A 14,154-nucleotide genomic window follows, 5' to 3' on the forward strand; every position below is an offset into this window, starting at 1 on the left:
TCAGCGCAAAAACTATCTTTATTTTTCAATTAAAATTTATAAAAAAGATAGTTGTTAAATTTTGCTTTATCCGTATAAGTTTCGCAAGTCTTCTTGCGCCTGCTTTATCGTAAAAAAAGTTTTAAATTGATGTAATTCTTGCAAAGAACGTAACCAAGTGTATTGACGTTTAGCTAATTGTCGTGTTGCAAATAAAGCCTTATCGCACATTTCTTGGTAATTTTCTTGACGCTTATCACTGTTTTTTAAGAAATCAATAGCTTGACGATAACCAACAGAGCGAAAAGCGGGCAAATTTTCATCGGGATCGTATTTTTTCATAAGATTCTCCACCTCATTTAAAAATCCGATTTCCCACATTTTTTCCAAACGCATCTCAATACGTTTATGTAATTCTACACGGTCTGGTAGCAATGCATAATTATGAAAATTGTAACGGTATGGTTGCTTTTGAGGTTGTTCCGCTTGTAGTTGTGTAATGGGACGTCCTGTAATCTTATAAACCTCCAATGCACGAATAATACGCTGCTTATCACTCACCTTAAATTTTTCACCTGCCAGCGCATCTACAGCTTTTAATTCATCATAAACAGCCTGCCAGCCTTCTGTTTCACCTTTAAGCTCAATCGCTGCTCGAATATCATAATCTGCGCTGGGTAAATTTGATGCCAAACCTTCCAACAAAGCTTTGAAATAGAGCATCGTTCCGCCCACCAAAATCGGTATTTTCCCACGTGCATGAATGTCATCAATCAAGCGGCACGCATCCTCAACAAATTCTGCTGCGGAATAAACTTCGAGTGGCGTAATAATATCAATCAAATGGTGTGGATAACGCGCTTGTTCTGCTTTTGAAGGTTTCGCTGTACCAATGTCCATATCTTTAAAAACCAGTGCAGAATCAACGGAAATTAGCTCATAATTGCCTTGTTCATATAGCTCACATGCCAAAGCCGTTTTACCGCTTGCAGTCGGCCCCATTAAATTGATGACAGGCAATTGATTTGACATGTACAACTACTCTCCTCGAGCAAATAATTTATCTAGTTGAGTCAATGGAAATGCACGCCATGTTGGACGACCATGATTACATTGACTCGCAAATTCTGTTTGTTCCATTTGGCGTAATAAAGCATTCATTTCAGAAAGGCTAAGCACACGATGTGCTCTCACCGCACCATGACATGCCATCCCCGCTAAAATATGATCACGCTTTTGTTGCAAAGCTTGAGCTTCATCATTTGGATCTAAATCATTGAGTAATTCAGGTACAAGTGATTCAAAATCAGCCTTATGCAATATTGCAGGTACGCCACGGACAATCACTTGTTCATCACCATATTGGTCTATATCTAGGCCCAATCTCTCTAACTGAGGTTTTAATTCATCAATACGTGTGGCTTGCATTCGGGTAATCGGAATCACTTTGGGAATAAGTAACTGTTGTGAAGTCCAAAACTCAGGTTTATCCCACGCCAATTTCATTTGTTGTAATAAAATTCGCTCATGCGCTGCATGCATATCAACAATAATTAAACCTTCAGTATTTTGTGCAAGAATATAAATTGCATGTAACTGAGCAATCGCAATCCCCAAGGGATATTCATCCACTCGAGGCGTAGCTTGCTGAGCAATGGCTTGTACTGAACGATGATAAGATTCTTGATCACTTAAACCTTGTGAGTTATCCCCTACTGCATGATTTGAATTGCTATGATCACTTTCACGTAAAGGCGCCAAATAACTTTTTAATGCATTATTAAGTTGCTGCGTACCTTTGTACTGCTGATTTGGATGGGCTTGATAATGCACAGTTTGCGGTTGCTTTGAATTAAAGTCTGTTAAACCATCATGCTGAAATTGGTTCGTGTGCAAACTATCCGCATTGCTTAGGCTATTTTCAACTTGAGCATCATTATTACCTTGTAGCTGAGTTGCGTCACGATGTAATTGAAATTGCTCTTGATAACGCGGTTGCGGTACTTGCCATGCAACAGCTTGCTCATCCTGTTTCATTGCGGATGATAATTCAACAGATGCCGTTTGAAACTGTGCCAGTGTTTCTTTGGCATAATGACGTACAAACTCATGTACTTCACGTTGATTCAGAAATCGAATTTCATGCTTTGTTGGATGAACATTGACATCGACATTTTCAGGATCAACTTCTAAAAACAATAAATAAGCTGAATGTTGATGACCATGTAGAATACCGTCATACGCCATGCGTAACGCATGTGAAATGGTTTTGTCTTTGACAATACGACCATTCACATACACATATTGCAAGTCTGCTTGCGAACGTGCATCTGAAGGATGTCCTAACCACCCCGATAAACGCATATTGATACTATCTGCATCAATCCAATAGGCATTTTCAGTAAATTGACGACCTAACAATTGCTGCACACGCTGAAAGCGCAATTCACCACTGTCTGCGATGGGTAAATTAAGTCGAATGTTTTCGTTATGTTCTAATACAAAACGGATATCGAAATGTGTTAATGCCATTCGGCGTACAATTTCTTCGATATGTCCAAATTCAGTGCTTGGCTTTTTTAAAAACTTACGTCGTGCAGGAACATTAAAAAACAAATCTTGAATACGAATATGTGTGCCTTGCTGTGCAGCAACAGCTTGAATATCTTGATGATCGAATGCAGTCCCATTCACTTCAAGTTGATAACCAACACCCGAATCATCTTGGCTGCTGGTCAATGTCAGTCGTGAAACAGCAGCAATAGAGGCCAATGCTTCACCACGAAACCCTAAACTTACAATCGCTTGCAATTCTTCCGCAGATTGAATCTTACTGGTGGCATGCCGTGTCACGGATAATGCAAGATCTTCAGCATGAATACCACGTCCATTATCAATGATTTCTATCAGCGTACTACCGCCCTGTGCAACTCGAATAATCAGCTCCGTTGCACCTGCATCGATCGAATTCTCAAGTAACTCCTTCACCACAGAAGATGGACGCTCAATCACCTCTCCTGCTGCAATCTGGTTTGCCAATGCAGGATCTAAAGTCTGGATACGTCTTAAACTGATATTTTCTCGTTGCATTCAATTAACCTAAATCATAATGATTTTAAAGAATGACAAAGACATGACTCTTGTTCATACCGTTGTATTCTATAAATCTTGTGTGCTAACAGGTGCTTCAAACTGGTTAAATCAGCTTGCTTTAATCAAATTTAATTTATTTTAAATAACATCGAAGTTAAAGAGCATTGAAGTAACGACCTCAATCTCAATAACCTTAATAACCCAAATCTTGTAATGCTGTAATCAACTTTGCTGAAATACTGCTGATCGTGACTTCACGAACCATTTCATCATCTGTTTTTTGAATATCAATCACATGATCTGCCTGCGGAATTTCTTCACCACCTTTCGATGGCCACTCAAATAAGAATAAAGCATGAGCAACATCTAAATAATCACGAATACCCATTAATTCAAGTTCATACGGATCATTTAAACGATATAAATCAAAATGAAAAATATCTTTTCCAGCAATATTATAGGGCTCAACCAATGTATAAGTTGGGCTTTTAACAGCACCCTGATGCCCTAAACTTTGTAACCAATAACGGCTCAGTGTCGTTTTACCTGCACCTAGATCACCAATAAGATAAATCACGCCTTCTGCAATATATTGCGCTAATTTTTGCGCTAGTTTTTGGGTATCTAACTCATTGCTTAGACTTAATTTACATGAATATTGCATAGCACTCACGACAGGTTTCAAACTAAGCCGTATAATAACATTGCAAAGCTTTCAATGTAAAAATAAGCGAAGAAATATCGACTTCACAATGAATCATGTAAAAAACTAAGCCAAAGAACATGAACAATATATCGATAAAACGCTCCTAATCGCGCATGCTTAGCATTTTTTTGCCACAATATCAGCGAGATCATTCACCAATTGTTCAATATTTTGCTGACTGAGCTCCGACAAAGTCATTCTTAACCCAAACTGTGTATTTTCAACAAAAAAATCCTCTCCTGTACGCACCAACCAACCTCTTTCGAGTAGTGCTTTTGCATAATATTGGGGTGTATCTAATTCCAACCACACATTTAAACCGTCAAATTGCGTAGCACATTTTAGTTGCTTTTGCTGCATCAAATGTACAAAAGCATGATTTTGATCTAAATAATACTGTTTGACCTGTTTTAAATGCTGTTCAAATTTTTCTGCGCTTAGTAATTGATAAACAATATTTTGTAATAAATGACTGACCCATGATGTGCCAGAATTCATTTTTTTGTCTAATAATGCAGAAGTATGCGGATCACAGCAAATAAAACAAAAACGTAGATCAGGACCTAAATACTTAGACACAGAGCGAAGGACTGCCCAATTTTGAGTTGTTTCAGGAATAATATGATAATACTCAGCATGAGAAATGACTGAAAAATGATCATCAATTAAAACCAATGTGTTCGGAAAACCACTTAAAATGTTTTTGATTAAAATGGCTTCATCACGATTTAAACTATAACCCGTTGGATTATGTGCACGTGGTGTAATAATCAAAGCTTTAACATTTTTATTTAATGCATTTTCAATATCGCTCAGGTTAAATCCTGCATGATTCACTTGAATTGAATGTATTTGAAAATGATTATTCTCAAGAATTTTTATACTATTTATAAATCCTGGGCTTTCAATCGCCACATGATCTTGCGCCAATAAATATGCAGAAAGAATACGCTCAATTCCATCAATCGCACCATAAGATAACGCTAAACATGCCTCTGGATGAATTGCGAAAATATCAGAAAAAATCTGAGTTTCAGCATATTTTTTGAGTTGCTGATGATAAATATCTTCACCATATAAACCTGCTCGAACATTTTTAAAGTTGATGCTTTGCAAGTTTGGAAGCATATCACGATTTGGATTTCCATGTGCAATATCAATCAGTTCAGGGCTTAAATTATGCTGACTCCCTTCACCACCTCGTGATTTGGAATAGCGAACTTGAGTGCCTAAACGTTTATTGGTTTGTATCACACCGAGTTTAGCCAACGCTGCATAGGCTGTAGAAATTGTATTTCGGTTAACGCTTAATTGCTTTGCTAATTCACGAATATTAGGCAAGGTGTCACCTTCTTGATAAACACCTTGTGAAATAAGAAACCGAATACTCTCTTGTATTTCTTTGGCATTCTTTCCTTGAATTTTCATAAAAATATCAATTCTACTTAGCAAGATTCACATTATATGTGACTTAAATTATTTAACCAATCTTTCAACATGAGCCGCCCTGCTTCGGTTAACTGTTCACCATAAGTGAATGCATCTTGCCTTAATTGATGAATATCAATATTGGCTTTATTTAACTCACAGGTATGTCCAATTAACCATTTTTCAATGTCTTTATAATTAACTTCTGGATGGAACTGAACGGCCAAGATTTGCCGACCTATGCAAAATGCCTGATTCTGATAATAATCTGAACTTGCTAAGTGTGCGCCTTGCATAGGTAAATCAAAAGTATCTCCATGCCAATGCAGAACATGTTTACCATCTAAAAACCTAAGTGGAGAAGCAAGACCTAAATCACTGATTTGCAAACGTCCCCAGCCAATTTCCTTGTGATGCCCTGCATATACATTTGCTCCCAGTGCATCAGCGATCAATTGAGCACCCAAACAAATACCAAAAGTTGCATAATTCAACGCCAAGCGTTGTTTGAGTAATGCGATTTCCGTTTCTAAAAATGGATATGTATCCACCTCATACACACCAATGGGTCCGCCCAGAATAAATAGCGGGTGCTTTGAAGCAAATGCAGGAGTTAAATCATCAACCCCTGCTTGGAAATAATGAATATCATAGCCTTCATTGTTTAAAAGCGCTGAGAATATACCTAAATCCTCAAAGCTTAGATGTTGAATCACATGAATTATTTTCATAAAAATTCCTTATTCCACGTCAATATTAAAATCTGAAAAAATTTGTATGGCTGAACCTTGATCAAAAAGACCAACGCTTTTACATAAATCAATTAAGTCGCCGCAATCAATCTTGTCCAAACCCACTTCATTGTCCTCACGACAATCATTGATTAACTCTTTATTTTTTCTAATATTGAGTTGAACTAGAATTCTGCTCCACAAATCAAAATCTTTATTTGCAAACCATAAAACTGATTGAGCCAACATTTTCACTAAAAATTCTTTTTGTGTTGCATCCAGTTTTACAATCATTTGTTTGGTGATTTCAGTGAAAATTTTGGAATGCGCTAATTCATCATTTCTATGCGCCGCAACCGTGGCTTGGTTAAAAGACTGAATGGTATTGTTCGAACTCAACTGTTCTAAATAATCACTGACAAAAATCTCTGAAACGATAGATGCTGCTAACTGAATAAGTCGTTTCTTCCATTCTTCAGGATGCTTTTGTTGTTCTCGTTTTAAATTATCGGCGAGAGAAAACTCCCCTAAATTAATATTTTTTAAATCTCGTTTATATTGGCAGATTAAATTTGCATTTTTGACCAATAATATATGATACGCTTCATCAACCAGAGTTTCACAAACCAACATATGTATAATCGGTGAAGATAATCCTGGTATTTTATTATTTAAAATATCATTACAACTCGGGGTAACGATATCGCTTTCTATACAAACTGTTTTTTCATTATAAACCAGCCAGCCACAGCTTAAAATTTTACTCTTTTCAGAACAATCTAATTCATTAAAAACATGGTGCTCAGAAAATGGTAATAACTCTTCAATAAAATCTGGTTTATTCACATCGTAACGCAAATAATCGGGAGTTTCCTTACCAACCATTGAACGTTGTCGCCAACTGTTGTGAATGGTTGATAAAATCTTAATTGAATTATTACTATCATTGGAGATATTGTCGATTAAAAAATTGTTCATTATTTTTTCTCACAAATTAAGGTTATTCTTCATGAAACAATACAAGTTATCGCAAAAATAATTGATATCACGCTCAGATAAAAAATATGAAGGCAACAATCTAATTATTTTATTTTGAGTCACATTAATTAATATCTTGTGATTAATTAATATTTGCTCTGAAATATTCACCACTTCTTCATCTAGTTCAATCGCAATCATTAAACCTATACCTCGGATAGATTTAATGCCTCGTACACTTGTAAATTTTGATTGTAATTTATTAATAAAATATTCTCCTTTTTCTCTATTTTTCTGAACAAACTGATCTCTTTCTATTATTTCTAATACTTTATATGCGACACGACAAACTAAAGGATTTCCTCCACATGTTGAACCATGCATTCCTGGTTTCAATAAGTTGTTGAGTTCTTTGCTCACTAGACATGCGCCTATGGGTAAACCATTGGCGAGACCTTTAGCCACAGTTAATACATCTGGAATAATTTCAGCTTTTTGATGATAAAACCAATAGCCTGTACGCCCTAAACCGCATTGCACTTCATCAAATATAAGCAGGCATCGATATTGATTACATAACTTTCTTAATTGTTTTAAATACAAAGTAGATGAAATATTAACCCCTGCTTCACCTTGTATGGGTTCCAACATCACTGCACATACATGATGCTGATTTAACTTGGCTTGAAGATCGTCAATATCATTAAACTGAACAAAGATAAAATCATCTAAAAGCTTTCCAAATTGTTCTTTATATTTATTATTACCTGTTGCAGATAATGCACCTATGGTTCTGCCATGAAATGCATGCTGCATGACAATAATTTTAGGGTCTTTTATCTTATTTTCATGGGCATATAATTTTGCAATTTTAATGGCTGTTTCATTGGCTTCAGCACCTGAATTACAAAAAAATGCAGCAGCTAAATTTGAGAGTTCAACTAACTTATCGCTGAGTTTTTTAGACCAGTGATTGGTAAATAGATTAGATAAATGAATATAGTGTCCAATTTGCTGATTAATTTCTCGATTGATTTCGTTATTCTTATGTCCAAGATTAGTTACACCCACTCCAGATGTCATATCTAAATATTGATTTCCAGCATCATCCCAAATATAACAACCCTCACCGTGGGTAAAATTTATATCTATTTTTTTATAGAAATTAATTAAACTACTCATTTATACCGCCTCAATATAATCATAAGGTTCTAATTCATAATTTGTTGAGAAAATCTTTGTCGTACCATTCTCAACCAAAAGAATCCTTTTTTCATTCGTGCCTTTATAAACTTTAATCTGTTGGTCTTTACCTTCTATAAGCCGAATAAATTCAGATAAATCTTTTTCTGGAAAATTATTTCCTGTAATAAATCGACCTAAAAGACGCTGTAGATGATAAATTTCTACTTGATAAACATAATCCATGCGATTCTCTTTAATCATTCAGGCCAATAATATGTATCTGGTAAATTTCTATGCCCAAAAATGGCTTGCCCAACGCGAATATCTGTTGCACCTTCCTCTATTGCGATTTCAAAATCACCCGACATGCCCATAGATAATCTTGAAACTGCTGGATAATTGGTTTGAGTTTCTATTAACAATTCTTTTAATGTTCTAAAACAACGTCTTATTTTTTGTTCTTCATGGCTATGAATAGCTAGGGTCATTAAACCTACGATATTCAAATGATTTAGTTTTTCTACTTCTGCTAAAAAATGAGTCAATTCATTGGGCGCTATGCCATATTTACTTTCCTCATTTGAAGTATTCACTTGAATAAAAACATCTAATTTTTTATCGATTGCAATCAGCTCATTGTTCAATTTATTTGCAAGTCGAATACTATCTAAGGCATGAAACTCAGAAATATATTGAACAACTTGCTTTACTTTATTGGTCTGTAAATGCCCTATTAATATCCAGTTAATTTTCTGATTCTTTAACTGCTCAGCTTTAGAAATAAGCTCTTGTACTTTATTTTCGCCAAACTGCGTCACGCCTAAGTCTATTGCATGCTGAATAGTCTCAAGTGGCTTGGTTTTGGTTACGGGAATCAGTCTGATTTGTTGTGGGCTTCTGCCCACTTTGAGACATGTACTTTGTATGCATTGCTCTAAATCAGCCAAATTCTTTCTTAAATACTGTACGTCCATTTCTTACTCAACATTTTTGACCTAGGTCAAAAATAATATAAATAATTTTTAAAAGACATCACTTCAAAACCACAAATGTAACCAAAAATTTCCAAAATTTAATCTAAAGAAAAGATTTCCGAAGGGTTTATATGAATATTATTTGAAATGATTTACTGTGCAAAAACGTGTTTTAATTTAAAATAGCGCATTTAAAATCTAAATCATTTATGAAAAAACCTTGCTTTAAATTTATTCCACCGATGATCAATGGCGTAAATGCAAGCCAAGTTTATCTACCCAAGCTGACAGAACAACCTGTTTCTTTATTTCACTTTTTATGTGAACAATTCCCACATATTTCTATAGATGAATGGCAGCAGCGTTTTGATGATGGACTCATTTTAGATATGCAAGGAAATGCGTTAAATTCATCTGCTGCATTTCAACAAAATACACATATTTTTTACTATCGCTTTTTAGCCCACGAAGTTCACGTACCATTTCAAGAAAAAATTTTATTTGAAAATAATGATTTGATGGTGATTGATAAACCACATTTCCTTACGATTAGCCCCACGGGTCAGTATGTTCAAGAAACTTTATTGGTTCGATTAAAAAAAACCACGAATAATCCTGATTTAACCCCGATACATCGTCTAGACCGTGAAACTGCGGGAATCGTCTTGATTTCTAAACAACCCGCTACGCGTGGCTTGTATCAACAAATGTTTGCAGAACGCAAAGTTCAAAAGCTTTATCACGCGATTGCGCCTTATCGTGAAACTTTAACATTTCCATGTGAGATCAGTTTACGTATGGAAAAAGGGCAACCTTTTTATACCATGCAGGTGGTAGATGGGATTGCCAACTCACAAACAGCAATTGAGATCATTGAACATGATCAATATTGGGCAAAATATCAACTCAAACCACTCACCGGTAAGCAACATCAGCTCCGTGTGCATTTGAACAGCTTAGGTATTCCCATCAAGCATGATCCTTTTTACCCCGAAGTCATGCACAAAACAGAAGATGATTTTAGCCAGCCATTGCAACTTTTAGCCAAGCAAATTGAATTTATAGACCCTGTAACACAGCAAGCAATGCGCTTTTGTTCTGAACACGAATTGACACTGTAATTCTTATGTAATGACAAATGTACGACTTTTTGATGATTAGACATTGAAATTCTAAATACTTTGATTAAAATAGACGTTCAAACTCAAATTTGTTTGGTTTAATCCATGAGAAAAACGGAAGTCTATCAAGTACGCCTTGATTCACAAGAAAAAAAACAGGCGTTTGCTGTATTCAAACAATTGGGAATCACCCCTGCCCAAGCGGTTCGTCTTTTTTTTAAGCAAGTTGTGATTACAAAATCAATCCCCTTCGCAATTGAAAATCAGAACATTAATATGGATCAATTGTTAAAATTGAGAAAAATTAAGCAAGAACAGCAAAACGGTCAGTTAAATAACACCGCTGACTTGGTCGATGACGATGAAGATCTTTTTGCGGAGCTGAATGCAATCTTGGGTGAAAGTGACAAAACTTAACAGTGTTGCATTTTAAAACAATTAATTAAGTTTACTGTTGATTTTTTTGGGTATGCTCTTTTACAAGGAAATATAAAAATTCATTGTCAGGGGTATATCAATGATCGTCAGACGAGCGACCAAAGAAGATTTAGAACAACTTGCTGTTTTATTTGATGAATACCGTCAATTTTATGGTGCTTCTTCCAATATCAAAGAATCATTCAACTTCTTAACTCAACGCTATGAAAATCAGGAAAGCGTCATTTTTATCCATGTAAAAGACGACGTTTTTACGGGTTTTGTACTTTTATATTTAGGTTTTTCTTCTGTTGCTTGCTCTACTTATTATATTTTGGATGACGTTTATGTCACACCTATTTTCCGTAGACAAGGTTCAGCAAAACAGTTGATTGACACTGCAATTTTATTTGCACGCCACGAAAATGCGCAACGTATTAGCCTAGAAACTCAAAAAAACAATTACCACTCACATCAACTTTATGAACAAATGGGTTTCGTAAAAGACAACGAATTTCAAACTTATCATTGCTTCTTAAAGTAATTCTTCAAATATACCATTTTGAAAATCGAACCATTTAATAAGCTGAATCCATTTTTCAGTATTTTAGCGTGAGATGACTTGAGCTTCTTAACCGATGTGAATTGCCGTTATGAAATAGCGTTTTACTGGATTAAATTTCCAATAATGGCTCAATACTTTGGTTCTTAGCTGCTAAAATCTGTTGTTCATTCAAGTAAATCCATTCACCTTCAGCCAATTGTGATAATTTTAATTGACCAATTTGAGCACGATGCAAACGCTCAACCTTATTCCCAACCGCTGCAAGCATACGTTTGACTTGATGATATACACCTTGATGAATGGCCATGCTCAATTCATGTTCAGCAATTTTCGTCACATCTGTTGCAGCAAAAACCCCCTTTTCATTGCGTAATTCAACACCCACTTCTAATTGCTGAATGTGTGTATCGTTGATCGGATCAGCCGTTTGCATTTGATAAACTTTCGCCACATGCTTTTTGGGATGCGTCAAAGCCTGTAAAAACTGCCCATCATCTGTAAGGAGTAACAAGCCTGTTGTATCTTGATCAAGACGCCCTACGCATTGCAAGCCCCGATTCATCAGCACATCATCAAACAAATCAAAAACACTATAATGATGTGTTGCCTGATGCGAACATTCATAACCTTGTGGCTTGTTTAAAGCAATATAGACCTTTTCACGGTACTGATACGTTTCACCGTACACTTTATATTCTAGATTTTGTAAATTCAGTTTAAATTTTGGATCTGAAACGATTTGATCTTGAATTGAAATCGCACCATTTTTGATCAGCTGCTGGCAGTGTTTTCGTGATCCAAAACCCTGTGATTGCAACATCTTTTCCAGCAACATATCTTTCACCCTATTTTCTAAGCCGATTATTTTACATGAGGATACTCAACATAGCGATGCATAAGGAATAGCAAACTCAAGATTCAAGATTCAAGATTCAAGATTCAAGATTCAAGATTCAAGATTCAAGATTCAAGATTCAAGATTCAAGATTCAAGATTCAAGATTCAAGATTCAAGATTCAAGATTCAAGATTCAAGATTCAAGATTCAAGATTCAAGATTATAGCTTGGCTTATATTATGATTGACTTTTCAATGAAATTTAACTGCTAAAAAAATACAGTGAATTCTTTTTTAATTATAAAATTCAATAGAATAAATAGTAATACTGTAGATGCTTTACAAAAGTACTGTGCCAGATTAGGATTTATTTTAAAATCCATAGCGCTATTTTCAGTATAATACAGCGGTATTTTTATTTTAAACGATGAACTTTGATGAGCTTTTCTAGCCTCGACCTTAATTTAATTGTTCTCCTGATTCTTCTCGCCTGCGGTATTTTTAGTCATAACACGGCTGTAACCATTGCAGCAGGTGTCCTGATTGTTTTTAGAATCACACCTTTAAGCCAGTTTTTTCCACTCTTACAAACACATGGTTTAGAAGTCGGCATTATTATTCTAACCATTGGTGTATTGACGCCGATCGCAAGTGGCAAGATTCCAGGTGAAGTGATTTTAAAATCGTTTATGCATTGGAAATCTTTAACAGCGATTGCCATAGGTTTATTAGTTGCATGGCTTGGTGGGCGTGGTGTCAGTTTAATGACCAATCAACCGAATGTCGTTGCAGGATTGCTCATTGGCACGGTTGCAGGTGTGGCATTATTACGCGGCGTTCCTGTTGGCCCGTTGATTGCGGCAGGAATTTTGTCGTTATTTATTGGAAAGTCTTAGTATATGGTTGAAAAAGATTGATTAAAAATATCAATGTGCAATCTTGCAAAACTGGATTAAAAAACATCACAGTTTGATTCAAAACAAGCCAATATCTACATTATTGTGTTTAAAAAAATTTCACAAATTTAATAAAAGCAATGCAGCAAAAACATTGCTTACAAACTGTAGTTCACACCTTTGCGAATACGTTTATTCTCATACATTTTCAAATCAGCAAATTCAATCAATTTATTGAGTTCTAAACCATCTTCTGGAAAGAGAGCAAGACCTACACTGGCGCCCATATCTAATTTTATATTTTCAAATATAAACGGGAGTCCACACGCTTCGACGATTCGGTTCATTGCTTTCTTGGCAATCTCTTGATTTGCAACACCGCTTAAAATCACCGCAAATTCATCACCACCCAAACGTGCTACAACATCATCTTGACGTGTCGCATTGACAATTCGTTTGCCAATTTCTTTTAAAGCTTCATCACCTAAACGATGTCCATATTGATCATTAATTGGTTTTAAACCATCCATATCAATCATTAATATGCCAAGTAATCGACCACCACGTTTGGCTTTATCCACGCCTTGTCTTAAACAATCTAGGAATAAAGCACGATTGGCAAGCCCTGTTAAATTGTCTTGTGTTGCGAGTTTATAAAGTTCTTGCGCACCATATTTAGTTGCGTGGTACATCGCTGCGGCAATCAGTTCAGACATTAAACTTAGCAAGTTAATGTCACTGTCTTTAAATGCATTGACACGTTCAGAATAAATTTTAAGGACGCCAATAGGTTCATCGCAATGAATTAACGGCACGACCGCCATTGAACGTAGCCCAACACGTCGACATGCTTCACGATCCACACGTTCATCAACTTCACTGTCTTTGCAATACAGTGTGGCATTTTGCGCTATACATAACCCTGATAGACTGGAATCCATTTTCAAACGTAAACCTAGAAAATCATTTGCACCGTTAGAAACAGCGCGATAAACCATGTCACCATCCTCAGCAAGTTCGACAATAGCGCCCTTTGCTTGGGTAATGGTTTGAATTTGTTCTGCGACAAGGGTCATCACCGCATTGATATCTAAACCCAATTTTGCAATTGCAGTTTGAGTCTGAATAACCGAGAGTAATTGTTTAGATGTCGGTTGCTTCGCTTTAGGCATACATCATCCTAGACGAGTTTAAATCATGAATTCCAATTCATATATTAAAATGATTACCACTTTATTTAAAGCA

At 35.7% G+C, this 14,154-nt stretch carries 15 protein-coding genes; 4 read left to right on the forward strand and 11 right to left on the reverse strand.

Features of this window, described 5'->3' with window-relative positions; genetic code table 11:
• Window positions 1–66: 66 nt before the first annotated feature.
• The 9 genes from miaA to ACY45D_RS10545 form a co-directional block, all read right to left on the reverse strand.
• Window positions 67–1,011, reverse strand: coding sequence for a tRNA (adenosine(37)-N6)-dimethylallyltransferase MiaA (gene miaA, locus ACY45D_RS10505; RefSeq protein WP_463106702.1), 945 nt, complete (start codon window positions 1,009–1,011; stop codon window positions 67–69).
• Window positions 1,012–1,017: 6 nt separating this feature from the next.
• Window positions 1,018–3,069 carry a DNA mismatch repair endonuclease MutL gene (gene mutL / locus ACY45D_RS10510; protein ID WP_463106703.1) on the reverse strand — a complete coding sequence of 684 codons (2,052 nt, stop codon included), beginning with the start codon at window positions 3,067–3,069 and terminating at the stop codon, window positions 1,018–1,020.
• Window positions 3,070–3,265: 196 nt separating this feature from the next.
• On the reverse strand, window positions 3,266–3,736 hold the full coding sequence (gene tsaE / locus ACY45D_RS10515; protein ID WP_463109476.1) for a tRNA (adenosine(37)-N6)-threonylcarbamoyltransferase complex ATPase subunit type 1 TsaE: 471 nt from the start codon (window positions 3,734–3,736) through the stop codon (window positions 3,266–3,268).
• Window positions 3,737–3,895: 159 nt separating this feature from the next.
• Window positions 3,896–5,206: an aminotransferase class I/II-fold pyridoxal phosphate-dependent enzyme gene (locus tag ACY45D_RS10520; RefSeq protein ID WP_463106704.1), complete on the reverse strand. Its 1,311-nt coding sequence runs from the start codon at window positions 5,204–5,206 to the stop codon at window positions 3,896–3,898.
• Between the two features lie 32 nt (window positions 5,207–5,238).
• Entirely contained in the window at window positions 5,239–5,937 is a 699-nt protein-coding gene (locus ACY45D_RS10525) for a glutamine amidotransferase (protein ID WP_463106705.1), read from the reverse strand.
• 9 nt (window positions 5,938–5,946) lie between these two features.
• Complete coding sequence (locus ACY45D_RS10530; RefSeq protein ID WP_463106706.1) at window positions 5,947–6,915, reverse strand: diiron oxygenase; 969 nt, start codon at window positions 6,913–6,915, stop codon at window positions 5,947–5,949.
• 9 nt (window positions 6,916–6,924) lie between these two features.
• Window positions 6,925–8,097, reverse strand: a complete 1,173-nt coding sequence (locus tag ACY45D_RS10535; RefSeq protein WP_463106707.1) for an aspartate aminotransferase family protein — start codon at window positions 8,095–8,097, stop codon at window positions 6,925–6,927.
• Window positions 8,098–8,343 carry a hypothetical protein gene (locus ACY45D_RS10540; protein WP_463106708.1) on the reverse strand — a complete coding sequence of 82 codons (246 nt, stop codon included), beginning with the start codon at window positions 8,341–8,343 and terminating at the stop codon, window positions 8,098–8,100.
• A 14-nt stretch (window positions 8,344–8,357) separates the two neighbouring features.
• Complete coding sequence (locus ACY45D_RS10545; protein WP_463106709.1) at window positions 8,358–9,074, reverse strand: YggS family pyridoxal phosphate-dependent enzyme; 717 nt, start codon at window positions 9,072–9,074, stop codon at window positions 8,358–8,360.
• A 209-nt stretch (window positions 9,075–9,283) separates the two neighbouring features.
• On the opposite strand from ACY45D_RS10545, the gene ACY45D_RS10550 reads away from it, so the two are divergent.
• The 3 genes from ACY45D_RS10550 (at window position 9,284) to ACY45D_RS10560 (ending at window position 11,156) form a co-directional block, all read left to right on the forward strand.
• Window positions 9,284–10,195, forward strand: a complete 912-nt coding sequence (locus ACY45D_RS10550) for a pseudouridine synthase (RefSeq protein ID WP_463106710.1) — start codon at window positions 9,284–9,286, stop codon at window positions 10,193–10,195.
• Window positions 10,196–10,300: 105 nt separating this feature from the next.
• Window positions 10,301–10,612 carry a type II toxin-antitoxin system RelB/DinJ family antitoxin gene (locus ACY45D_RS10555; RefSeq protein WP_463106711.1) on the forward strand — a complete coding sequence of 104 codons (312 nt, stop codon included), beginning with the start codon at window positions 10,301–10,303 and terminating at the stop codon, window positions 10,610–10,612.
• A gap of 100 nt (window positions 10,613–10,712) precedes the next feature.
• The gene (locus ACY45D_RS10560) at window positions 10,713–11,156 is read left to right on the forward strand and encodes a GNAT family N-acetyltransferase (RefSeq protein WP_463106712.1); all 444 of its coding nucleotides are present in this window, start codon (window positions 10,713–10,715) and stop codon (window positions 11,154–11,156) included.
• Window positions 11,157–11,286: 130 nt separating this feature from the next.
• On the opposite strand, the gene ACY45D_RS10565 is transcribed toward ACY45D_RS10560, so the two are convergent.
• Window positions 11,287–12,012 carry a pseudouridine synthase gene (locus ACY45D_RS10565; RefSeq protein ID WP_463106713.1) on the reverse strand — a complete coding sequence of 242 codons (726 nt, stop codon included), beginning with the start codon at window positions 12,010–12,012 and terminating at the stop codon, window positions 11,287–11,289.
• A 438-nt stretch (window positions 12,013–12,450) separates the two neighbouring features.
• Between ACY45D_RS10565 and ACY45D_RS10570 the strand changes: the two genes are divergently transcribed.
• Complete coding sequence (locus ACY45D_RS10570; protein WP_089605476.1) at window positions 12,451–12,909, forward strand: DUF441 domain-containing protein; 459 nt, start codon at window positions 12,451–12,453, stop codon at window positions 12,907–12,909.
• A gap of 158 nt (window positions 12,910–13,067) precedes the next feature.
• On the opposite strand, the gene ACY45D_RS10575 is transcribed toward ACY45D_RS10570, so the two are convergent.
• Window positions 13,068–14,081, reverse strand: coding sequence for a diguanylate cyclase domain-containing protein (locus ACY45D_RS10575; protein WP_463106714.1), 1,014 nt, complete (start codon window positions 14,079–14,081; stop codon window positions 13,068–13,070).
• Window positions 14,082–14,154 lie beyond the last annotated feature (73 nt).

This window comes from Acinetobacter sp. BZX-2 (assembly GCF_055179795.1).

What these genes read in the sequence shown, in the direction of transcription:
- ACY45D_RS10570 (WP_089605476.1), top strand. Translation starts at nt 12,451, where the DNA reads ATGAGCTTTTCTAGCCTCGACCTTAATTTAATTGTTCTCCTGATTCTT.
- ACY45D_RS10540 (WP_463106708.1), bottom strand. Translation starts at nt 8,343, where the DNA reads ATGGATTATGTTTATCAAGTAGAAATTTATCATCTACAGCGTCTTTTA.
- ACY45D_RS10545 (WP_463106709.1), bottom strand. Translation starts at nt 9,074, where the DNA reads ATGGACGTACAGTATTTAAGAAAGAATTTGGCTGATTTAGAGCAATGC.
- ACY45D_RS10530 (WP_463106706.1), bottom strand. Translation starts at nt 6,915, where the DNA reads ATGAACAATTTTTTAATCGACAATATCTCCAATGATAGTAATAATTCA.
- ACY45D_RS10565 (WP_463106713.1), bottom strand. Translation starts at nt 12,012, where the DNA reads ATGTTGCTGGAAAAGATGTTGCAATCACAGGGTTTTGGATCACGAAAA.
- ACY45D_RS10550 (WP_463106710.1), top strand. Translation starts at nt 9,284, where the DNA reads ATGAAAAAACCTTGCTTTAAATTTATTCCACCGATGATCAATGGCGTA.
- ACY45D_RS10535 (WP_463106707.1), bottom strand. Translation starts at nt 8,097, where the DNA reads ATGAGTAGTTTAATTAATTTCTATAAAAAAATAGATATAAATTTTACC.
- ACY45D_RS10560 (WP_463106712.1), top strand. Translation starts at nt 10,713, where the DNA reads ATGATCGTCAGACGAGCGACCAAAGAAGATTTAGAACAACTTGCTGTT.
- ACY45D_RS10555 (WP_463106711.1), top strand. Translation starts at nt 10,301, where the DNA reads ATGAGAAAAACGGAAGTCTATCAAGTACGCCTTGATTCACAAGAAAAA.
- tsaE (WP_463109476.1), bottom strand. Translation starts at nt 3,736, where the DNA reads ATGCAATATTCATGTAAATTAAGTCTAAGCAATGAGTTAGATACCCAA.
- ACY45D_RS10525 (WP_463106705.1), bottom strand. Translation starts at nt 5,937, where the DNA reads ATGAAAATAATTCATGTGATTCAACATCTAAGCTTTGAGGATTTAGGT.
- ACY45D_RS10520 (WP_463106704.1), bottom strand. Translation starts at nt 5,206, where the DNA reads ATGAAAATTCAAGGAAAGAATGCCAAAGAAATACAAGAGAGTATTCGG.
- ACY45D_RS10575 (WP_463106714.1), bottom strand. Translation starts at nt 14,081, where the DNA reads ATGCCTAAAGCGAAGCAACCGACATCTAAACAATTACTCTCGGTTATT.
- mutL (WP_463106703.1), bottom strand. Translation starts at nt 3,069, where the DNA reads ATGCAACGAGAAAATATCAGTTTAAGACGTATCCAGACTTTAGATCCT.
- miaA (WP_463106702.1), bottom strand. Translation starts at nt 1,011, where the DNA reads ATGTCAAATCAATTGCCTGTCATCAATTTAATGGGGCCGACTGCAAGC.